Genomic DNA, 20,962 nt, shown 5'->3' on the forward strand with positions numbered 1-20,962 from the left:
TTTTCATGTAACACTTGCACACCGACTTTCACCATAAATGTCGGCTCTCTGTAGAACATAATGAAACATTACTCTTTCTCATCAACGAATTTGTATGCTTTTATTGTCATTCATCTTAACAAAGTAATTTTTGACTGTCAACAATTTCAAAATCCTTAGAATGCATTTAGACATACCCCAATGCTTGCTATAAAGTACTGTATGCTGGGGTTTGCTACTTGTTTGGATAAAAAAGCTTTTTAAAAATGTTTTACAATTAAATAATAATATTCTGTGATGCTGCTCATCAAGCTGTGCCTGCCTTTCTGATAAAGGGGTTGGAATTTGTTGTAAATTAAGATCATTCACGGCAAAAACGGGGCTACTAGCCTTTAAATTAGTTCCTCTCTCAGCATACTATCTAATCTGCTAATATGTATTATCATTGATTGTATAAGTTGGGCATGCTCCTCCGATTGCTTTATTTTCCAACCATTTTTTATAGCCTTAATTTCTCATTATTCTTGATTCAAATGCCATAAATTTTTTAATGGTATATCTGCTAATTTATAACCATATTTCTGTAACAACAATCGATCTACTGCAATTTCAGGTTGCTCCAAATAAAATTTAACGACTACGTTACAATGGGCAAGTGCTAAATGATCTGTGAAACGCTTAACATAATCATCTAAAACTTCTATATGTTCCTCTTTTACGCTGATTTCAGAAAAAATGCTCACTGATACATAGTTTGTCCGTTGAATATCTTCATCAATGATAGCATCTGGCAAATCTAATTCCTCAATTGACGCCTTCCTTCTTTCATCCACAATGACTAAGTAGTAATGTATTTGCTCAATACGGATTGACCAGATTTCCAAATCAGTCAAGCGCACAATCCGTTCAAAATAATCAATCATTCTCTGTACTCCTATCAGCATCCATTGTATAACTTTCTCCATAAATGCCATCTAGCTTCCACCCATCGTATAACCTTACATAAGTGAATTCCTTCTGTGCCCTATTGTCTATCGTCACAATTACCTTGCTTCTCCACGGTAAGGTTAATGCCCGTTCTTGTCCACCTCTCACTTTTTCTATTTGATCTGATAAACCTAGTAATGTAGCTGGGGTTATTGTATGTTCGATTAAATAAAGCTGACGGTCAGTGCTATCCTCAACATCCTGCATTACTTGCTGATGGAAGACAATGACTTTTTTATTGGTTTCAAACATACCTATAAACACTATAAAGATGCTAATGATTGTGAGTGTTCCTATCCAGTACAATCCAAAAGATATCACCGAAGGATATCACATAATAAATAGTTAAAAAATTTAATAAGCCTATTGAAGAAAATAGCTGCCGCTTACAATGCTCCAGGTAGTTACTCTTAAAATGTAAAAATAATAGAGGAATAGTTAACAGAAGTGCGGTTGCAAAATCCATAAGCATAAACAAAGCCTTCACTCCCCTCATTCTTTTTTTATATAAAAATGCTGTAATTACTTGCAATAATTGTACCTTAATTTGCCACAAAAAACAGCTTATTAATAATGATATGCCCCAATTGTGAATTGGGGCATATCACTATTAATAAGCTATTATTCTATTATTTTTCGATTTTAATTTCATCCAAATTAGCTACAAAGCCATATTTGCCAAGTCGCTCTTGCATACTGTAGGTAACGCTTACCATGTTTCCTACAGTAATTTTATCTTTTACTTCATGAAGGGGATACCAAATACCATTTTCTTTTTGATTAATCATTTCTTCATTTGATAAATGTCCAATTAAATCTTTTACTTCCCCAGAAACAACTAAGAAACGATCTCCTTCAATTGCTACAACATAGCCTGTTTTATATTTTGTGCCAGACACGTACGCATCTTTTGGATCGAGCGAAAATTGGTATTTTTGCTTTAAATAGGAAATTCTATCAACATATTTTGCAGTAAGATAGTCCATTGCCTCTTTTTTAATACCAAGATAAGCATGTAGGGGGAAGGAATTCTCATATCTCTTTTGATAATCTTTAAGTAATTCATTTCTCGCGCTTCCTTTGATATTAAAAGGTTCGATATATTTTTCAACATACTCATCCACTGACAGCTCTAAATTAGCAAGGTTTTTTTTGAAATGATCATCTTCTAAATTCTGTTTACTCCATAGTCTTTCTTTATCTTCCAACTTATGATTTATGTCAATGCCCTTACTTAAAGCATATGCATAATAAGCGTCTATCTCTATCATTGTTTGAAAAAATTCATTACGAGATTGTTCACTTTGAGGATTATATGCATTCAACATTGTGGACATTTCATCTTCATCTAGAATTGGCAGGTCATTTGAAGATAAAAGTAACTTATTATCTAATTGTAATTGTGAATAGAAAAACAACCCTATACATGCTGTAAAAAAGACGGAAATTACACTATATTGCCACCGCCAAACTCTTTTTTTATTGTCACGTTGTTCTATATGCTGCACAACATTTCCTATAACCCTCTTTTTACTTTCCGATAAATCCCTTATTACTGTCACATCCACTTTACTCATGCAGTAGCACCTCCCACTCAATATGCTGTAGCTTTGGCTTTAATAGCTCTCTTCCACGACGCAGCCTTGTTTTGACTGTGCTCTCTGGAATACTTAATAACTCGGCAATTTCCATAACAGGTAATTCCTCAAAATAAAAATAAATTAGAACCTCACGCTGTTTTAATGGTAGAGCTAAAATTGCATTTTCAATTAATGTTTGTTCATCTTGCTGAACAAGCATGTCCCTTCTTATCACAGCTTGCTTCGCAAAAATTTTCTGTTGCACCTGAATTTTACGGTATGTCCAGCTACGTAAATAATCTTTACTTTTATTGGTGACAAGTTTTGATAAATAAGCCCTCAATTCTCCACGTTCTTCGTAGTTTTGTTGATGATCATAAAACTTAATAAATACATCCTGAACGATATCTTCTGCACATTGTAAATCTCTTACATAATAAAAGGCTAGTCGAATTAGTCTTTCTGTATGCTGTTCCATAATTTTTTCGAGTTCATAAATCTCAAGCAACTTCACTCCCCCTCTCTGCCCTATAAACGGTGCTCACAAGCTAGAGGTTTGCATTTTTTGAAATTTTTTCTCTAAAAAGCTGGCAGTATGATTCCCACCCTCAACTGGTTTCTAGAAGTCTTCTCGGTTACCTGAGCAGGTTTTTCCCTTACCTCAGCACATTTCTCGGCTACCCGAGCGGTTTTCTCTTCGTCCGCCCCCGGAATTTTTCTTCTTGCCTGTGCAGTTCCCATAGCCACTTTCCCTGCTCTATTCTTATTTATCTAAATTTTCATTACAAAATGGAGCTATAACTTTCTTTTCTGTTGAAGATAGCACAATATTAGTTGAAGGCGTTCCATAAGGCATTGCCTCATCGATAAACCGCTCCAATGTTTCCACTGAATATGTAGCAAGCTTCACAATATAACTAATCTCCCCAGCAACCCGATAACACTCCAAAACATCTGGGTGGTTATTGCAGAAATCCGAAAGACTTTTACAATCAATCGATTTAAACAAAATAATGGCTTGAATCGTGCGTTTCATTTTTTTTAAATTAACTTTTGCTTTATACCCCTCAATCATTCCCTGCTCTTCCAACTTTTTAACACGTTCGATAACAGCTGGAGAGGATAGATGAACGGATGCCGCTAATTCCTTCATCGAAATTTTGGCATTTCGCTGTAATTGCAATAAAATATCTGTATCTATTTGATCCATTGTTATCCACCTTTTTTTATTAATTTGATTTAAGAAAATTCCTTATATTATAAACCAGATTCTCATAATTACATTATACAACTTCTGTTCTTGTGAAACCTCGTCCTCTAAAATTAAACGTATAAAGGAGGCATAATCAGCATGAAAAAAGTTTTATTATTATTAGCAAATGGGTTTGAGGCTGTTGAAGCGAGTGTTTTTACAGATGTACTAGGCTGGAATAAATGGGAGGGTGATGGATCAACAGAAGTAGTGACTGTCGGTTTACATCCACAACTGCAATGTACATGGAATTTTAACGTAGTCCCAGAAAAATTACTTCATGAAGTTTCATTAGAGGAATTTGATGCTCTTGCCATCCCCGGAGGCTTTGAGGAGGCGGGTTTTTATACAGATGCCTTCAGTCAAGAATTTCAAGAAGTTGTCCATCACTTTGATGAACATAAAAAACCAATTGCTACGGTTTGTGTGGCCTCACTTATTTTAGGCCATAGTGGCATTCTACAAAACCGAAGAGCTACGACCTATAATCATCCAACAAGTAAACGTTTAGCACAGCTCCAATCCTATGGTGCAGACATTGTCAACGAGCGAATTGTTCAAAATGAACATATTATTACTTCATCCAATCCAGGTACTGCATTCGAGGTAGCTTTCTCCTTACTTGAAAAGTTGACATCAATTGTTAACACAAGGAAAGTAAAAGATTTAATGGGTTTTAAATAATAGTAAGTCACCAAGAATCACCGTTGAAAAATTTACGGTGATTCTCTTTTTTGTTTAAAACATAATCATTACTACCATATCGTCATCATCACTACCTATATGGCATTCGAGAATAATTCATTGTAGCCCTCATAATAAGTTTTGCCTTTAATGGAACACAATTTAAACAAGGTATTCTTGTCTATGGAGAAAAATTACCATGTAACCAAAAATGCTCACATATCCTAACACATTCAATCAAATAGCCATTTTATTTACTTTCTCTGCAATAATTACATAACAAAATTAATAAATTTGAAATATGGATACGTTAAGTAAAATAGTAGCGCTTATTTTTATTCCTAGTACAATTAAAGAAAGGTTTAAACAACTGCTTGCCAAAAATCCAAAGGTTGAAATGCTGGATTATGTATATTCCATTTATTAAGAGGATAAATAATTATTAAACTTGAGGAAAAGAGATTCATTAAGTGGACTTGTATTGTTATGTACATTTACACATCAGGGCAACCCTTCTAAACAACATAGCCACCTAGCACCGATTAAGTCGATACTAAGTGGCTATATATTTTCTATCATTCATGATAGGGAATAATCCACTACCATCCGCTTTACAGTTTCACTGCATCCAATTTTATTTATTAATTGAAGAAACTAGTTCCATTTCTTTTGCTGATAATTCTGATAAATCCTTCGCATTTTTCAGCACATCTTGTGGGATAGTAATTGTAGTCAGTGTATTAAATGCATCATATTTGATGGCTGATTTTTGGTCAACTTTTATTTTTACATCTGCCATATTCATTGCTAAAGTCATATCAATTTCAATATTTTTCATATCAAATGTCTTTTTATCAATCGTTAATTGATATTTTATATTGTCAAATGACATATTATTCAATGAAGCTAAAATTTCATCTGTTCCTACCTGTACTTCCGCTGTATCTTTTGTTGCTGTTTCTCCTGCCTGTACTTCTGCTGTATCTTTTGTAGCTGTTGCCGCCCCTGTTTCCAACATTGGTAATAGAGATGAAATTTGGTCTTTAATTAGTTTTGTAAACTTTTCACCATCTGCATTTAATGTCAAAACATAGGCATTATCTGTTTCTTTTAATGTAAAGTCTTTTGCAAATTCTTTTAGCATTTCAAGCTGATCAGCTGCACTTGCTTGCACGCCCGCTTGTTCAAGCATTGCATCATACATATCAGTTGGGAACTTAAGCCAAGCGCTTTGTGTTGCCTCATACATATACATTCCATCTTTAGCTGTCATGTACATTTTTATTGGCATTTCCATTTTTTCGCCGCTTTCAAGCTCTGTCATAGCAACTGTTCCCTCTACGAAAAATTGCATTGGATCAACCACTACATCCATTGACATTTTGCTAGATGTGTTTGTTTTGATTGTTTCCTTTCCATCATTCACTTGTATTGCCTGTGTCATCGTCATGCTAGCTTTCATGCTCTTCACATCTTGTTGTTTAGCTAGTGCCTTATTAAATACTTCTTCTAATGTTAAAGCGCTTGGCTGTGGTGTTGATGGCGTTGATGGCGTTGATGTTGCTGCCAATGTATTGACAATTAAAGTAGCTAATTGACCACGTGTTACTTTTTCATTGACACCGTATTCTGTAGCAGAAACCCCTGTTGAAATTCCTGCCTCATATAGTGCTGTCACAGCATTAGCATAGGAGCTACCCTCTGGAACATCCACAAACGGACTTTTACCTTTTGCATCTAAGTCTAATGCTCGTGCAATCATCACAGCTATTTGTCCACGAGTCACAGTTTCAGAAGGACGGAATGTATGATCATCATACCCCTTCACCACACCAGTTGCTGTTAATTTCTTAATAGCATTGTAATATTCGTTTGATTTGTTAAGATCTTTAAAGTTTTGTTTTTCTACAGAAGCTGTATCCGCTGTCGCAAGTCCAAAAGCATTGACAAGTATTTTGGCAACTTGACCACGTGTTACAGCTTGTGAAGGTTTAAATGTACCATCACTATAACCATGTAAAACACCTGCTGTATAAAGTGAAGAAATTCCTTCAAAATGTGGGTGGTCTTCGCTTACATCTGAAAAAGGGCTTGCCGCTGATGCAGGTACCGCTGCTACCGCTGTTACTGCTAATGCAACTGCAGTTGTTGTATACAATTTTCTTTTCTTATTTTTCATCTTATGATCTCCTCTACTAATTCCGTTATGTATGTATAACATTATTAATTATAAACAAATTTATGATAGATTGCTATATGTTGGAGCAATTTGAATAATTAATATTTATAGTTGTAGATAATTTGTAAACTTTTAAGCTTTTGGAAATACAAAAAAACCGACCTCCAAGGAGATCGGTTTTTTTAAAATGATTACTCAGCAGCTTTTGCGCGTAGAACCATTTGTAGGATACCACCGTGACGGTAGTAATCTACTTCTACTTCTGAATCGAAACGAGCTAAAGCTTGGAAAGTTTTAACTGTGCCGTCTTCAGATTTAGCAGTTACTGTTAAGATTTCACGTGGTTTTACATTGTCAGTAATGTTTACAGAGATTTCTTCTTTACCAGTTAAGCCTAGTGTATCAGCAGATTCACCTGACATGAATTGAAGTGGAAGAACACCCATCATTACTAAGTTAGAACGGTGGATACGCTCGTAAGATTGTGCGATAACAGTTTTCACGCCAAGTAGGAATGTACCTTTCGCAGCCCAGTCACGAGAAGAACCCATACCGTAGTCGTTACCAGCAAGTACTACTAAGCCAGTACCTTGCTCTTGGTATTTCATACATGCGTCATAGATGTATTCTACTTCGCCTGTTGGCCAGTAAGTAGTGAATCCACCCTCTGTACCAGGAGCAACTTGGTTACGGATACGGATGTTTGCAAATGTACCACGCATCATTACTTCGTGGTTACCACGACGAGAACCATAAGAGTTGAAGTCACGGATTGCAACACCGTTTTCAATTAAATATTTACCTGCAGGTGTATCTTTACCGATTGCACCGGCTGGAGAAATATGGTCAGTTGTGATTGAGTCACCAAACTTCGCCATAATGCGTAAGCCGTCTAAGCCTTTAATAGCTTCTGGCTCTTTTGCAAGACCTTGGAAGAATGGTGGGTTTTGGATGTAAGTTGATTTTTCATCAAATGTGTATAGAGACTCAGTTGATGTTTCAATTGCATTCCATTTTTCGTTCGCTGTGAATACAGTTTCGTATTCTTTTTGGAATAATTCACGGTTAACAACAGTCCCTAATACTGCGTTAACTTCTTCAGTTGATGGCCAGATATCAGCGAAGAATACTTCGTTACCATCTTTGTCTTTACCGAATGAATCTTTTTGTAGATCGATATCCACTGTACCAGCAAGTGCATATGCAACAACAAGTGGTGGTGAAGCTAAGTAGTTAGCTTTTACAAGTGGGTGTACACGACCTTCGAAGTTACGGTTACCAGAAAGAACTGATGTTACAAATAAGTCATTTTCTTTAATTGCATCTTCGATTTCAGGTAATAATGGACCTGAGTTACCAATACATGTTGTACAACCGTAACCTACAGTGTTGAAACCGATTTGGTCAAGGTATGTTTGTAAACCTGAATCTTCAAGGTAACCAGTTACAACTTTAGAACCTGGTGCTAAAGAAGTTTTTACCCATTTAGGCACTGTTAGACCTTTTTCTACAGCTTTTTTCGCTACTAAGCCCGCAGCTATTAATACGTATGGGTTAGATGTATTTGTACAAGAAGTGATAGCAGCAATTGCAACAGCACCTGTTGGAATTTCTACATCGCCTTCAGCGAATTTAGCTACAGAAGTTTTTGCAAATTCATCTTCTGTTAAACCGAAACCTTGTGTACCTTGTGGTGCCACTACTGCTTCTTTGTAACGAGAACGCATTTGAGATAGTGGAATTAAGTCTTGTGGACGTTTTGGACCAGAAAGGTTTGGTTCGATTTCAGCTAAGTTTACTTCTAATACGTCAGTGTAAACTGGTTCTAATGTTGGATCGAAGAACATGTGGTTTGCTTTTAAGTAAGCTTCTACAACCGCGATGTGCTCTTCGTCACGACCAGTTAAACGCATGTAGTTTAATGATTCTTCGTCAATTGCGAAGTAACCACATGTAGCACCATATTCAGGAGCCATGTTAGAGATTGTCGCACGGTCAGCTAGTGGTAATTTAGATACGCCAGGTCCGAAGAACTCAACGAATTTACCAACTACGCCACGTTGACGTAATACTTGTGTTACTTTTAATGCTAAGTCAGTAGCAGTTGTTCCGTTTGGAAGATCGCCAACTAATTTAACACCGATAACTTCTGGAATTGGGAAGTATGAAGGTTGACCAAGCATACCTGCTTCAGCTTCGATACCACCTACACCCCATCCAAGAACGCCAATACCGTTGATCATAGTTGTATGAGAGTCAGTACCTACTACTGAATCTGGGAATGTTTCGAATGTGCCATCAGCATTTTCGTTAACGTGTACAACTGGAGCTAAGTACTCTAGGTTTACTTGGTGAACGATACCTGTTGCTGGTGGTACAGCACGGAAGTTATTGTAAGCAGTTTGAGCCCATTTTAAGAAGTTATAACGCTCAGCGTTACGTTCGAATTCAAGGTCCATGTTTGCTTGTAATGCAGTTGCATTACCATATTTGTCAACTTGTACAGAGTGGTCAATTACAAGGTCAACTGGAATAGCAGGGTTGATTTTGCTTGGGTCTCCACCCATTTCTTTCATTGCAGAACGAAGAGATGCAAGGTCAACAACTACTGGTACACCAGTAAAGTCTTGTAATACTACGCGAGAAGGTTTGAATGGTACTTCAGCTTCTGGATCAGCGCCGTTACCCCATTTTGCTAATTCGTTTACGTGCTCTTCTTTGATTACATACGCATCATATTGACGTAAAACAGATTCTAATAATACTTTAATTGAGTAAGGAAGGTTTGAAACTTTTGCAACGCCAGCTTTTTCAATCGCAGCTAAGTCATAGTAATTGTAAGTTTTACCATTTACTTCGAATGATGCGCGGCTGTTGTGTAAATTACCTTGTGCCATTTGCGGATCCCCCTAAATATCTTTTTGAAAAGGCCTGTGTAAAGCAACTTTTCTCCAATACCCATGATAACGTATTTATATTCATAAGTAAATTACATTAATATTATCTTTTTTGATAAGTAATCCTTATGACCTTGGTTTCTAACCTGATGTTTCTAATTTTATAGATATGCATAAGATGAAGGGTTTGCAGGAAGGACATTTTTTATACCTTTCTAACTAAATGAATCTAAATGTATTTAACTGGGGTACGAATTGAGGTACACGTTATGTTTTTAAAAGTGTACCTCAATAATAAATAGACATAAATCTTTTCATCTGGACAGGTTATTTAATAGTAAAAATATAACAAAAAAACTGATTTACAACAACTTATAATTTTTGTAAAACCAATATCATATTTTTTACGTTTTTATATGCGTATTTAATCATTGCTGCATCAATATTTATCATTCTTACTCTTAGACTGTGGATAGTGAAGCTGTTAAATCTAATGAAGAGCAAATGAATAAAGCTTTAGATAAAATGTAATCACACAAAAAAGCCTAGGCTCTAAATTAATTGAGTACCTGGGCTTTGGCTTTACTCTTATTTGTCTAAAGAATATTTTTCAATTGCCTCTTCTGTTGTAGTAGAAGGATTTTCAAATATTATATATCGACTGTAAACCTCTTTTAAATTTAAAGATTCACTTAAATCGTCAACTAATTCAAAAACATCTAATATCTTAACTAATTCTACTTTGTTGATTCCACCATCAGCATTTTCATATGTCTCTGGCTCAAAATGTTTTTTTACGATGCTACATACCTCTTCTGAGCTTCCTCCTTTAACTAAGAAAATTCTCTCTTCAAATATCTTAGCAGGATTTATTGTAGATGTCGCTGTCGATTCAAATAACAATTTAACCGAGAATAGATTATACAAAAAACCACCTCTTTTTATATAATATATAATCTTAATGAGAAATACAGAATTTATTTTTTAAAAAGGCCATCTGTCAGTAGTTTTTTTGCCTTCTTAGCAGCATTACCAGCTTTTTCACCTTTTTCAATTTCATTAAGAGTTTTATCTAGATATTCGGTAGGAAATCCTATTTCAGATTTTTTTAACTTTAAGATTTATGATATAAGTAAATTATGGAATTTAAATTATATTTACCAAGCAAAGTGGTAAAGAAAAAATGACTTACCGGGGGGAATTATCATGTTAATTAGAAGTGCAAAAGAAAAAGATTGTAACATATTAAGCGATTTAGCCTATAAGTCAAAAGCCTACTGGGGATATACAGAAGATTTTCTAAAACAATGTAAAGATGATTTGACTGTAACTAAAGAGTACATACGAGAAAATCCAGTTTATTTAATGGAGAGTGATAACAACATAGTAGCATTTTATAGCTTTACTATTAATGAACGGAAATTAGATGCATTATTCATTGATCCTACTCATATCGGTAAAGGATTAGGAAGAACGATATGGGATCATTTATTAAATAAAGCTAAGGAGTTAGGAATAAACGAATTTACGCTTGATAGTGAACCTAATGCAGAAGGTTTTTATTTAAAAATGGGAGCAAAGAACATTGGCTCTACTCCATCTTCAGTGTTCCCTGACCGCCATCTTCCTTTAATGAAAGTTAAAGTGTTTTAAAATGCATTAATAAGTAAGACCAAGAAGGCGATTTGAACTGCATACCGTCAACTAGACAGTGGGAATAATAATAACTGTATTAAACGGCTTAAGCCCAGAATTCTAAAGGGCTCAAGCCGTTTAATCATTTTTTATAGCCACATATCCAAATCTTTTTTTGCGAATGATTTGGTATGTCATGTTTTTTTGCTTAATAATATATAACCTAACATGAACCCCATTTATTTTAAATTCTTCACTGTATTTCCTATTAGTTTGGAGGGGTCCCCAACTAAATCAAAAACAAATTAATAATTTACTTGACTGGAGGTAAGAACGTGGCTGGGACAAAATGATGCGTTTTTGCCACTTTCAACGTGAACCTATTTTTCAATTTTTCCCCAAAAAATCTGTAATCATGTTTTGTTATGTATCAAATGCTTATCTTCTGTTTTTGAGTCACCTAATTTTGCAACATAATCTATAAGGAAATGAAAAACAATTAGGGGTAAAATTGAACCTAAACCAATATATAATCCCGAAAAAAGTATTCCAACGATTGTTGTTTTTAACACTCCTAGTAACCCTTGATAGGTATGGGCAAGTCCAAACAATAACGAAGAACAGAATATAATTAACCAAATTGAAAAATTAGGAAATATATAAGATAAAGCAAAGATTAAAAAACCTCTATATATAATCTCTTCTGTGACTCCTGCTGTTAATGAAACATAATTCCATAGTTTTTTCTCTTTACCAGTAACAGGGATTATATCAGAAAAACTTACTGTATTTAATTGTTCTTCTTTCGCTTGTATGAATTTGGTTCTAAATTTATCACTTAAATGATAGGAAATGAAATAATATAAAATACTTAATAAATATAGTATTGCAATAACAAATATCGAATAAGTTATTACGTTTCCTAATGTTTTTGTATTAAAATTTGGATAAGCAAGCCCAATATCTTTAAAATCTAAATCTGTAAAAAACACTAATAATATTATTGAAATAGTAGGAATCCAAAGACCTATAATAAGTTTTATATAATATTTAAATCTTGTATTCGGGTTTTCTTTCACAGCAAATTTAAACTTTTGATAACCGAAGTATCCTATAAACGGTTCGTATATTAAAGTAAAAATAATTATTAACCATAGACCAAAAACCACAAATCTTCGCCGCCTTTTTATATTATATGAAAATAAAATTATTTAAAATCTAAGTGGTTAAGCAATCGTGCCCTTTCGTGTAGGAACAAACAGTAGTTCATTAAGAAGATGAATTGAAGTACCGATTGGAATCAGTATATTAACCTAAATGATGTCTCATCCAAACATTCGGTTCAATGTAAACACCTTTATTCGCCGCCTTATCTACTTCCAATGGCACTAACCCCTCATTTAAAATATAGCTTCCTGAAGTGGGGAACTTCATACCACACCACTTTTCCCACATTTCAATTGATGCTGGAATTACCATTGATCTTTCTGCCACCTTTATAATCGAAGCACCCGTCTTATAATGTGTTCTAATCCAAGGATCAAAAGGGAAACCATCATCCCTTATCCAACTAATATATTCTTTCATAGGAATAAGTGGGAACTTGTATTTTAAGGAAGGCCGAACAGGAGCTACCATATTTTTAATTCTATTTTTAATAGCCAAGCCTTTCATTTCTTTTACCATTAACTCACTGAGACCTTTACCTCTAAATTTAGGATGAATGACAATGGCTAAGGCTGACAATGAATTAGGTGATATATTATCTTGGTAATCTAATATTCCTTTTTCAAAGACTCCATCCCATCCTGATGGTAAGTTATCTTCATTACCGTCCCAATCAAAAGGTATTGAATTACCACAAGCCATAGGTGTTGATTCTTCATTCAAGAGAATATATTGAAATTCAGGAAACCATGAATATAAATTACCCCAATATTTTGCTCCTATTGGATCCTCTTTCATAAACTTTGCCCATCCTATATGATGTAGCTTGTCAAATTCGTCTTCTAAATCCGGACATTCTTTTAATGTTACTATGGTGTTTTTCTTATCCATCATCTATAACCTTTCTTCATATTTACTTAATTCGGTTTAATATTTTCCTCACAATTATCCGAATATCTCAAAAAATTTCTTATTTAAATTAACGATTATTAATCTTTTCCAAAATCAAAATTAGTTTTGTTAGTTACTTATTGACGTTCTGCAGTCCGTAATTCGGCATCATCGACAATTCTTACTAATTCCTTACTGCCTTCTGTTGTAAAATCAACATCTATTGATAGTCCTCTTATGAAGAAACTATTCTCTGTTTTAGCGTACAGTTCGAGTTTCATTGAACCAGGAAACTTGATAAAGAGTCTGTTATTTTCTAAAAAAACATGAATGATTAAATCTGGATGCTCTGTTAGTGCATAATTACCGACAAGACGTTTTAAAATGTCTAACGAAATAGCTTGGGCACGTTCTAAAGGAGGTTTTTCCTCGGCAAGTTCATAAGGCTCATCGAAAGCAGCTTGCTCAATTGCAAGTAATATATGTTGGTCAAAATCGAAATCATGTTCTTTATTTCTTAGTACAATAACGACAATATCATGATTGATGAAGCGTCTAAGGCTTGTAACATAACCTGGCCAACCGCCACTATGCCAAATTATTTGACCTTTTTCCTTATCATCCTCCAAGATCCAACCAAAACCATATTTAAATGGTGTTTCAGTTTCTGTCACCGCTGGTTTATAAGCTTCTTGTAGTAATTTATCATTGATTAAATTCCCTGCGCTTAGAGCACGCTCATAAAGATAGAGATCTCTAACAGTTGATTGAATGCCACCATCACCAAGCATTCCATCTAAATAAGTAACCATTTTTGACTCCTCAAAATCATCTGCCAATATATACTTACCTGCGTACACATCGTAGACATAACCGTATGCATAATCATCAATCTCAATATTCTCTTTTCTAACTCCAATGGCTTGAGTGCAAGTCATATTAAGTGGTTTAAAAATGTTTTCTTGTAAAAAAACAGAAAAACCCATGTTAGTTACACGTTCCACGATAATTGCAAGTAAAATATAGCCAGTATTACTATATTCAACACGCTCATTCGGTACAAATAAACGCTCAGGTTTGTATTTGGTTAAATACATGAGTAAATCATCATTGTCAGCGATTTTCGTTTTGTCCCAATACTTTTCAAATAGATCTAAATAATCAGGGAGTCCACTCGTGTGATTAAGTAAATGTCGAATCGTAATGCCTTCATAAGGAAGATTAGGTATCCATTTCTGGACCGCATCATCAAGATTTAGCTTACCTTCCTGAACGAGTAATAAAATTGCGGTTGCTGTAATTGGCTTGGAAACAGATGCAAGATTGAAAACAGATCGTGATGTTAATGGACGATATGTTGACAACTCAGCATCACCGAAAGCTCCTTCGTATAAAATCTCGCCTTTTTTAGCGACAAGAACTGTACCATTTAACAATTCTCTTTCCTTAATATCATTGAATAATCTTTCTAAGTTAACCTTTGTGTTGGTCAAGATTAGTCTCCTCCCAATTTTGGTTTGTACATTTTTTTTCTACAATCTTACTTAGCTTTGTAAGAATTTTTTTAAGTTCTTCCATTTCACTCAATTCCATTTCTGAGTAAAAACGATTAACAATTTCACGGTTTATTTTTTCTTCCTTTTCAAAATATTGAAATCCTTTATCTGCTAGTTGCACAAGTATTTCCCTTCTATTTTTGGGGTTTATCATCCTCATTAAGTAATCCTCATTTTCCAGCTTCGTAACAATTTGGCCAACAGCACTTGATGTTATTTTCATTAGTTGAGCAATTTCTCCAATAGAAATTGCTTCAAATTTTTTAACAATATCCATTAGAATCGTTTGATTATTAGAAAAATCATCATCGAGTAGAGATTGATATTCTTTAATAATGATTTTATTCATTTCATAATGCATCTCGTTAATTTCGGTAACGAGTTTAAATAATTTATCTCCATCATCACTTTTCATGTGTTTACACCCTCTAACATTAAAATTAGCTTCACAATAAATTTAAATTAATTATAAACTTAACTTTAATATAAAGCAAGATTAATTAATGAAATAAGAAATTAATCTAATCGACTTACCAACTAAAACTATTTATAATCCTTTTTTATCTTCCTCCTTCACTCCCTTCTAAATTTAGGATAGGCATTCACACGTTCTACATTTTAGCTTTAGAATAAAGATTGATTAAAAAATTCCTTTCAACCTTTTATCAGTAAATGCAAAAACTCCATTTTTGAAAAGATTGTTCAAAATGGAGTTAATCATTCTAGATTTTTATAAAAGAATTGATCAATTAAATGAGCCTTATTAAACCAAAGCATCCGTTAGCCATCCATAGCGCAAAATCAACGCTACGCCACTGAAAATGAAAGATTTTTACGTTCTTTCATGGAAGTTTAAGTACAGATAAGCATCAATTTACATAAATTTCTGATAAAAATCCTCTCAAAGAATAAATAAAGAGCGATACTTATTATAAAGTCCCCTATAAGATAGACACTTAAAAAAATCTCTCTTACAGGGGACTTTTATTTATGATGAACATAACAACTGGATGGAGCAGAACTTATATCAAAGAAACTATTTACTGATCAAGGACAAAAATACTCAAGGCACATTCTTATTTAAAAGCTTTAGTGAAAAAGGGATAACATACACAGATGAATTTAAGGCAATAGCAATTGCGGAATATGAAAAAGGAAAATGTTCACATAAATTATTTGAAGATGTAGGCTGCCATATCGACCAAGTCGGAATTCATCGAGCAAAATCAGCTTTAACACGATGGCGTGCGGTGTGATAAGGTTTGAAGATACACGCAAATATCATTCGGGACGACCACTTGAACGAATTAACGTTGGATTATTCATGCGAAATTAAAAACTGATTTCTAATTATTTTATTCCCCATATTACACCATTCATTTTTTACTTTTTATATTTTATGAAGAAGAAAAATCCAGATAAAAATAATGCAACAGTAATTTTTATTAAAAGACTTAAATTGGTTTGCATATTAAGAATAAGTAACAACATTAGAAAGAAAAAAACGGATGCCCAAAATACTCTATCTTTTATTAATTTGTTTATACTATTCATTAAAAATCACCCCAATATTAGTATCCCATATATGTAATATACATATAAATTTATAAAAATTTTTAATTTTCAGTTTTCGTCTACACTGTTAGTACATATTTGAGGCTGTCCCAAAAGAGGATTTTCATCTCCCTTTACTTAAGATAGTTAAATTGTATGTAAAATTAACAATTTTTTCAATCTCACCATTTTCCTTTATTTCTGTTAGAAAGTTTTCTTCAGCATCCATGCTATATAACAGTCTTTTTTAACATGATATTCCGCACGCTTCTTCCTACACTCCATACTAAATCCCCTGTCCAAATTTTTTTCGGTTTATATTTATTCCTTCTATACTAAATTGATATAATATTTTAATGAACCTATTAAAGGAACATCTATCTATTGAAAAGAGGTATTTTTATGAAAAAAAGTTTTGTCCATCATTTATGCATCCAAACTAATACATACACCGAATCATTAAAATTCTATACTGACGTACTAGGTTTTAAAGTAGTACAAGAATCACCCGATTTTCATGGACGAAACTTTAATACATGGATACAGTTAGGCGATTTTTATATTGAATTGCAAACTGGAAAACAAAATGAAATACTTAGTGACGTAAACACAAATTCTCAGGGTCTAGTTCATTTTTGTTTATGGGTAGAAGATTTAAAATCAGAGGTATCTCGTCTACATGAATTAGGTACCAAATTCTTAATAAAGAACAATGAGCTCATTTACCATGTTGAGAATGGTAGCTTATGCAAAATAAAAGCACCTGAAGGAACAATTGTAGAGCTTCGTAGCAACAAAGATATTTAAATACCCTACAGTCCCTAACGATTCTAAATCCTTATTTAATTTCTATAAAAACCCATCTAATTTCTCAAAACCCGCAAAACTAGCACTCCCTTTAAGCACCCTATAGTTTGGACATTTATTCATGTATTGAAGGCCCAAGCATTTAATTTCAGCTTTATTCCCTCCTGCCTGTTTGGAACAGGCAGGAGGACATTTGGATACGGTCATCTAGATGCACCACCTAATCTTGTAGAAGGAAGAATTTTAGAATTCAAATGAGATGGAATCCAAAAAGGAGTTATCATGTTGAATTTAGTTTGGTATGTATGAACCATTTCTAAAAGAGTTTTTGAATAATATGCCCTAAAACATTTAAAGAACATGAAATAGGCGGAGCGTATGAAAATCCAAAAAAGTAGTCTGACACTATCCAAATAGAATATTGGATTTCAATATCAACTTAGCTAGAAAATAGAATGCTAAGTAAATCCTCTCATGTATTATCATTTCTTTTACAAATACCTCATGTTGAATTTACTCCTGATGGTTCACGATGAGCTACAAACATTTTCATGGAAATTCTTCCTGAATAAAACCTTTCTAACATACTTAAGTCTATTGCTTTATCTATATATCGCTAAACTTTTCTGTTTGATTTCCAAATCCAATTTTTAAGAAAAGGGTATTTAGTATTGATGCTCATAATTTTTATTTCAGAGGTGAAGTTCCATTAAAAACTTAAAGAAGTTGCATAAATTCTAAATTGCGGTTATTATTACGTTGTACGTTATATCGTCAGACGTAATAAATATTTTAAGGGAGCATTCCTGTTAGAAGGATTTTCAGGGGCTTGAAAAAGAAAAAGCCCTCTTGTATGATGCATGAGTGTCAACGGGAAATTGACTCATCATCACACAGGAGGACTCCAATTATGAATTCTAATACGAACCAAAAGATTAATCAAGTCTCTGAAAAAACACTCGTCATCGGTATCGACATTGCCAAGCGTACACATTATGCATGCGCGGTTGATGAAAGAGGACGCGTGCTCCAAAAATCGTTCCCTTTCTCGCAAACAAGAGAAGGTTTCGATGCTTTTTATGAAAGATTACTGGCTTTACGTGCTACCCATGAAAAAAGTGAAATTCTTGTCGGTTTCGAGCCCACAGGTCACTACTGGATGAATCTCGCTGCCTATCTGCAAGCACATGGAATTCCATTTATCATGGTGAATCCTCATCATGTCAATCGTTCCAAAGAGCTAGATGACAATCTTCAAACAAAGAATGACCAAAAGGATGCGCTCGTCATTGCACGTTTAATGCGAGATGGACGGTTTAGTTATCCACGTATTCTAGAAGGCGTGGAAGCTGAATTGCGTAATGGTACAACCTTGCGTGCCAAAATCCAAGAAGATGTAAATGCCTTACAAAATCGAATGATCCGTTGGTTAGATCGCTTTTTTCCTGAGTTTACACAGGTATTTAAAAACTTCGGGAAAATGGCGTATGCGGCGCTTGAAAAGACACCACTGCCGATGGACATTCAAGGGAAAACGCCAGAAGAATTATTATTTTTATACCGCCAAGTAGATGGGATGAAAAGTCCACAGCTACCAAAGGCAAAACAATTAGTCGAGGTGGCACAAAGCTCGATTGGACTGACAGAAGGCTTAGTGATGGCACGCATTGAAATCGCTACACTACTTTCCCAGTATCAATTGATGCAAGCTCAGCTTGATGAATTAACAGCCCAGCTTATAGAACTGGCAAAACAAATGACGGATTATGCGTATTTAGCATCAGTACCTGGAATCGGAGACGTAACAATTGTCGAGCTGCTTTCCGAAGTTGGTTCTCTTACACAATATGAGCATCCACGCCAATTAATCAAACTAGCGGGACTCACATTACGTGAAAACTCTTCTGGACAGCATAAAGGAAAAAAACGGATTTCTAAGCGTGGTAGAAGAAAACTTCGAGCTCTTTTATTCCGTGTCATGATACCGTTAATTCGTCATAATGAGGCCTTTAAGCAATTACATGATTATTACACTACACGCACCATCAATCCACTTCGAAAGAAACAATCGATTGTCGTGCTCTGTGGAAAGTTACTGAAGATTTTACACACCTTGTGCAAGAAGAAAGTACATTTTGATGTGAGCCAAATGATGAAAGACCTTTATTGTCTCGGAGAGGCAGCCTAAGCAATCAGAACTCGACCTCTAACAGAAGGATGACACGGAGAAGCCGGCATTATTTTCACCATAAGACTACGAGTCCCTTAAGGAGCATCGCCAGCCTCTGCCTTATGAATAGACCGAACGAAGGAATGTATGCGCTAGACGCCAAGAGACATGGGAGGGTGAGTCGTCATAAGCATCGCAGAGATCCATTAGTGCATCATATAGTGGAATTAAAAGTTAATTTTTTTCAATTAACTTTAGCGAAGCGTACTCACCAAATGACAATGAATTGAAGAACTAGAAAAGACTATATGTACTATGCGGTGAAAAAATATTTTCATCACTTTAAAAACGGGTCAGACCGTTGATATATCAACATTTATAGAGGGAGGTATTGTAATGAAAAAGGATAGATTCTCCGAGCCTTCATTGTTTATTTTGATTAGCCTGGCAGAAAAAGATTGTCATGGTTATGCGATTATGGAGGACATTGAAAAAAATTATAGTATTAAGTTAGGGGCTGGGACTTTATATGGGGCAATTACTCGTTTAGAGAAAGCAGGATATATTCAAGTCCTTGAATCAGATGATCGTAAAAAACCTTATAGGCTTACAGATGAAGGACGTGAATATTTAAGCAATCAAATCAAAGAAATCCAAGCAGTAACTGCACTCGGTGCAAAAAGGCTTGGCTTAATATGAAGTGGTTGATTTATTTATATCCAAAAAATTGGAGAAAACGATATGGCGATGAAATAATTGATTTATTAGAACAAGAAGATTGGTCATTCTTTATTATTATCGATTTACTGAGAGGAATTGTTGATGCATGGAAAATCGAAATAAATGAACGACAAGTTTTTGGCATTCGTATGAGTAATATGTTATTGCTTATCAGTTTGATTAATATATTTATTATTCTACAATACAGATCATCACAGGGGGTTATTTTCTTGGAACAAATTACTTTAATTATTGCAATGGCATCATTTTTCTTAGCTGTTTCTATTTTCATTGTGAATCTTTTTAAAGAAGGTTTTCAAAAAGCTTTTTCAATCAGAACTAGATTATCGAAAATGGGTCTCGGATTTATGGGCTTGTATGGATTGAGTTTTATAGCATTTTTAGTGTTAGCAAATTAATTCAAATAGGTTTAATAAAATGACCAAGGCAATTGATGTCTTGGTCTACTAGTATCTTAACAAGTACAAGAATCCAACTGTTTGCACTCTTCACATAATTTAGCTCTCATATTTTGAGTATCTTGGCTGTTTAAATTTGCTGTAACGTTGACGAATGTACGCCCTTTTTATGATACAATTTACATAATTACTCAACGAGGTGATTTCATGGAAAATGATAAACTAATTTGTAAATTATGTGGTAGTGATACCTTTACTCAAGGTGAATTAGGTGGGGCTTATGCAAATGTAAGACCAGTAGACTCAGTTTCAATTTTTTCGAGCTCCCCACTTATATTATCTATTTGTACTAATTGTGGAGAAGTAGCTTCAATGAAAGTAAAGAAACTAGACAAATTCAAATAGTCTCTTAATGTTTTTATAGGGTCGCTTCAAGCAGAGCGCCCCTTTAACAGTTTCTTTCCACAAAAGACCATTTAATATGT

20 protein-coding genes and 1 other annotated feature (1 of these 21 running past the window's edge) are annotated in these 20,962 nt (G+C 34.3%); of the genes, 8 read left to right on the plus strand and 12 right to left on the minus strand.

Translation table 11 applies throughout. The features are described from left to right. Positions 1 to 94, minus strand: a binding site (T-box leader) (it extends 147 nt beyond the left edge of the window). Positions 95 to 497: 403 nt separating this feature from the next. From QNH24_RS13730 to QNH24_RS13750, 5 genes are all read right to left on the minus strand, one after another. Then, positions 498 to 902 carry a hypothetical protein gene (locus tag QNH24_RS13730; protein ID WP_283868150.1) on the minus strand — a complete coding sequence of 135 codons (405 nt, stop codon included), beginning with the start codon at positions 900 to 902 and terminating at the stop codon, positions 498 to 500. Beyond that, the gene (locus tag QNH24_RS13735) at positions 895 to 1,218 is read right to left on the minus strand and encodes a hypothetical protein (RefSeq protein WP_283868151.1); all 324 of its coding nucleotides are present in this window, start codon (positions 1,216 to 1,218) and stop codon (positions 895 to 897) included. The genes QNH24_RS13730 and QNH24_RS13735 overlap by 8 nt, the downstream gene beginning before the upstream one ends. A gap of 377 nt (positions 1,219 to 1,595) precedes the next feature. Then, positions 1,596 to 2,543: a DUF3221 domain-containing protein gene (locus QNH24_RS13740; RefSeq protein ID WP_283868152.1), complete on the minus strand. Its 948-nt coding sequence runs from the start codon at positions 2,541 to 2,543 to the stop codon at positions 1,596 to 1,598. After that, a complete protein-coding gene (locus QNH24_RS13745) occupies positions 2,536 to 3,024 on the minus strand; it encodes a sigma-70 family RNA polymerase sigma factor (protein WP_430675510.1) in 489 nt (162 codons plus the stop codon). Before QNH24_RS13745 ends, QNH24_RS13740 begins: the two co-directional genes overlap by 8 nt. 285 nt (positions 3,025 to 3,309) lie before the next feature. Further along, positions 3,310 to 3,756 (minus strand): Lrp/AsnC family transcriptional regulator, encoded by a 447-nt coding sequence (locus QNH24_RS13750; RefSeq protein WP_283868154.1) that lies wholly within the window; start codon positions 3,754 to 3,756, stop codon positions 3,310 to 3,312. Between the two features lie 141 nt (positions 3,757 to 3,897). Here QNH24_RS13750 and QNH24_RS13755 point away from each other — a divergent pair, with 141 nt between their 5' ends. After that, complete coding sequence (locus QNH24_RS13755; RefSeq protein ID WP_283868155.1) at positions 3,898 to 4,482, plus strand: DJ-1/PfpI family protein; 585 nt, start codon at positions 3,898 to 3,900, stop codon at positions 4,480 to 4,482. 634 nt (positions 4,483 to 5,116) lie between these two features. Here the strand turns inward: QNH24_RS13755 and QNH24_RS13760 are convergent. The 3 genes from QNH24_RS13760 to QNH24_RS13770 form a co-directional block, all read right to left on the minus strand. Next, positions 5,117 to 6,661, minus strand: a complete 1,545-nt coding sequence (locus QNH24_RS13760; protein WP_283868156.1) for an S-layer homology domain-containing protein — start codon at positions 6,659 to 6,661, stop codon at positions 5,117 to 5,119. Positions 6,662 to 6,852: 191 nt separating this feature from the next. Next, on the minus strand, positions 6,853 to 9,558 hold the full coding sequence (gene acnA, locus QNH24_RS13765) for an aconitate hydratase AcnA (RefSeq protein WP_283868157.1): 2,706 nt from the start codon (positions 9,556 to 9,558) through the stop codon (positions 6,853 to 6,855). 588 nt (positions 9,559 to 10,146) lie between these two features. Then, positions 10,147 to 10,485: a DUF4288 domain-containing protein gene (locus tag QNH24_RS13770; protein ID WP_283868158.1), complete on the minus strand. Its 339-nt coding sequence runs from the start codon at positions 10,483 to 10,485 to the stop codon at positions 10,147 to 10,149. Positions 10,486 to 10,764: 279 nt separating this feature from the next. Between QNH24_RS13770 and QNH24_RS13775 the strand changes: the two genes are divergently transcribed. After that, positions 10,765 to 11,211: a GNAT family N-acetyltransferase gene (locus tag QNH24_RS13775; RefSeq protein WP_054770722.1), complete on the plus strand. Its 447-nt coding sequence runs from the start codon at positions 10,765 to 10,767 to the stop codon at positions 11,209 to 11,211. Positions 11,212 to 11,606: 395 nt separating this feature from the next. On the opposite strand, the gene QNH24_RS13780 is transcribed toward QNH24_RS13775, so the two are convergent. The 4 genes from QNH24_RS13780 to QNH24_RS13795 form a co-directional block, all read right to left on the minus strand. Then, positions 11,607 to 12,362: a CPBP family intramembrane glutamic endopeptidase gene (locus tag QNH24_RS13780; protein WP_283868159.1), complete on the minus strand. Its 756-nt coding sequence runs from the start codon at positions 12,360 to 12,362 to the stop codon at positions 11,607 to 11,609. Between the two features lie 139 nt (positions 12,363 to 12,501). Beyond that, complete coding sequence (locus QNH24_RS13785) at positions 12,502 to 13,254, minus strand: GNAT family N-acetyltransferase (protein WP_283868160.1); 753 nt, start codon at positions 13,252 to 13,254, stop codon at positions 12,502 to 12,504. Between the two features lie 134 nt (positions 13,255 to 13,388). Next, positions 13,389 to 14,744, minus strand: a complete 1,356-nt coding sequence (locus tag QNH24_RS13790) for a serine hydrolase domain-containing protein (protein ID WP_283868161.1) — start codon at positions 14,742 to 14,744, stop codon at positions 13,389 to 13,391. Next, a complete protein-coding gene (locus QNH24_RS13795) occupies positions 14,725 to 15,222 on the minus strand; it encodes a MarR family winged helix-turn-helix transcriptional regulator (protein ID WP_283868162.1) in 498 nt (165 codons plus the stop codon). The genes QNH24_RS13790 and QNH24_RS13795 overlap by 20 nt, the downstream gene beginning before the upstream one ends. Before the next feature lie 595 nt (positions 15,223 to 15,817). Between QNH24_RS13795 and QNH24_RS13800 the strand changes: the two genes are divergently transcribed. The 6 genes from QNH24_RS13800 to QNH24_RS13825 all read left to right on the plus strand — a co-directional run bounded on the left by QNH24_RS13800 (position 15,818) and on the right by QNH24_RS13825 (position 20,882). After that, entirely contained in the window at positions 15,818 to 16,063 is a 246-nt protein-coding gene (locus QNH24_RS13800; RefSeq protein ID WP_283868163.1) for a hypothetical protein, read from the plus strand. 700 nt (positions 16,064 to 16,763) lie between these two features. Beyond that, the gene (locus QNH24_RS13805) at positions 16,764 to 17,168 is read left to right on the plus strand and encodes a VOC family protein (RefSeq protein ID WP_283868164.1); all 405 of its coding nucleotides are present in this window, start codon (positions 16,764 to 16,766) and stop codon (positions 17,166 to 17,168) included. A gap of 910 nt (positions 17,169 to 18,078) precedes the next feature. Beyond that, positions 18,079 to 19,356 carry an IS110 family RNA-guided transposase gene (locus QNH24_RS13810; RefSeq protein WP_283868165.1) on the plus strand — a complete coding sequence of 426 codons (1,278 nt, stop codon included), beginning with the start codon at positions 18,079 to 18,081 and terminating at the stop codon, positions 19,354 to 19,356. 378 nt (positions 19,357 to 19,734) lie between these two features. Continuing rightward, a complete protein-coding gene (locus tag QNH24_RS13815) occupies positions 19,735 to 20,037 on the plus strand; it encodes a PadR family transcriptional regulator (RefSeq protein WP_054770725.1) in 303 nt (100 codons plus the stop codon). Continuing rightward, on the plus strand, positions 20,034 to 20,477 hold the full coding sequence (locus tag QNH24_RS13820; protein WP_054770726.1) for a hypothetical protein: 444 nt from the start codon (positions 20,034 to 20,036) through the stop codon (positions 20,475 to 20,477). Before QNH24_RS13815 ends, QNH24_RS13820 begins: the two co-directional genes overlap by 4 nt. A 207-nt stretch (positions 20,478 to 20,684) precedes the next feature. Then, the gene (locus tag QNH24_RS13825) at positions 20,685 to 20,882 is read left to right on the plus strand and encodes a hypothetical protein (protein ID WP_283868166.1); all 198 of its coding nucleotides are present in this window, start codon (positions 20,685 to 20,687) and stop codon (positions 20,880 to 20,882) included. The last annotated feature ends 80 nt before the right edge of the window (positions 20,883 to 20,962 follow it).

Source organism: Lysinibacillus pakistanensis, assembly GCF_030123245.1.
In the GTDB taxonomy this organism is placed as follows: Bacteria; Bacillota; Bacilli; order Bacillales_A; family Planococcaceae; genus Lysinibacillus; species Lysinibacillus pakistanensis.

Excerpts from the sequence above, each read along its gene's own strand:
- QNH24_RS13800 (WP_283868163.1), top strand. The coding sequence starts at position 15,818 with ATGGAGCAGAACTTATATCAAAGAAACTATTTACTGATCAAGGACAAA.
- QNH24_RS13735 (WP_283868151.1), bottom strand. The coding sequence starts at position 1,218 with ATGTTTGAAACCAATAAAAAAGTCATTGTCTTCCATCAGCAAGTAATG.
- QNH24_RS13750 (WP_283868154.1), bottom strand. The coding sequence starts at position 3,756 with ATGGATCAAATAGATACAGATATTTTATTGCAATTACAGCGAAATGCC.
- QNH24_RS13745 (WP_430675510.1), bottom strand. The coding sequence starts at position 3,024 with ATGGAACAGCATACAGAAAGACTAATTCGACTAGCCTTTTATTATGTA.
- QNH24_RS13810 (WP_283868165.1), top strand. The coding sequence starts at position 18,079 with ATGAATTCTAATACGAACCAAAAGATTAATCAAGTCTCTGAAAAAACA.
- QNH24_RS13795 (WP_283868162.1), bottom strand. The coding sequence starts at position 15,222 with ATGAAAAGTGATGATGGAGATAAATTATTTAAACTCGTTACCGAAATT.
- QNH24_RS13740 (WP_283868152.1), bottom strand. The coding sequence starts at position 2,543 with ATGAGTAAAGTGGATGTGACAGTAATAAGGGATTTATCGGAAAGTAAA.
- acnA (WP_283868157.1), bottom strand. The coding sequence starts at position 9,558 with ATGGCACAAGGTAATTTACACAACAGCCGCGCATCATTCGAAGTAAAT.
- QNH24_RS13805 (WP_283868164.1), top strand. The coding sequence starts at position 16,764 with ATGAAAAAAAGTTTTGTCCATCATTTATGCATCCAAACTAATACATAC.
- QNH24_RS13815 (WP_054770725.1), top strand. The coding sequence starts at position 19,735 with ATGAAAAAGGATAGATTCTCCGAGCCTTCATTGTTTATTTTGATTAGC.
- QNH24_RS13785 (WP_283868160.1), bottom strand. The coding sequence starts at position 13,254 with ATGATGGATAAGAAAAACACCATAGTAACATTAAAAGAATGTCCGGAT.
- QNH24_RS13775 (WP_054770722.1), top strand. The coding sequence starts at position 10,765 with ATGTTAATTAGAAGTGCAAAAGAAAAAGATTGTAACATATTAAGCGAT.
- QNH24_RS13820 (WP_054770726.1), top strand. The coding sequence starts at position 20,034 with ATGAAGTGGTTGATTTATTTATATCCAAAAAATTGGAGAAAACGATAT.
- QNH24_RS13755 (WP_283868155.1), top strand. The coding sequence starts at position 3,898 with ATGAAAAAAGTTTTATTATTATTAGCAAATGGGTTTGAGGCTGTTGAA.
- QNH24_RS13760 (WP_283868156.1), bottom strand. The coding sequence starts at position 6,661 with ATGAAAAATAAGAAAAGAAAATTGTATACAACAACTGCAGTTGCATTA.
- QNH24_RS13730 (WP_283868150.1), bottom strand. The coding sequence starts at position 902 with ATGATTGATTATTTTGAACGGATTGTGCGCTTGACTGATTTGGAAATC.
- QNH24_RS13825 (WP_283868166.1), top strand. The coding sequence starts at position 20,685 with ATGGAAAATGATAAACTAATTTGTAAATTATGTGGTAGTGATACCTTT.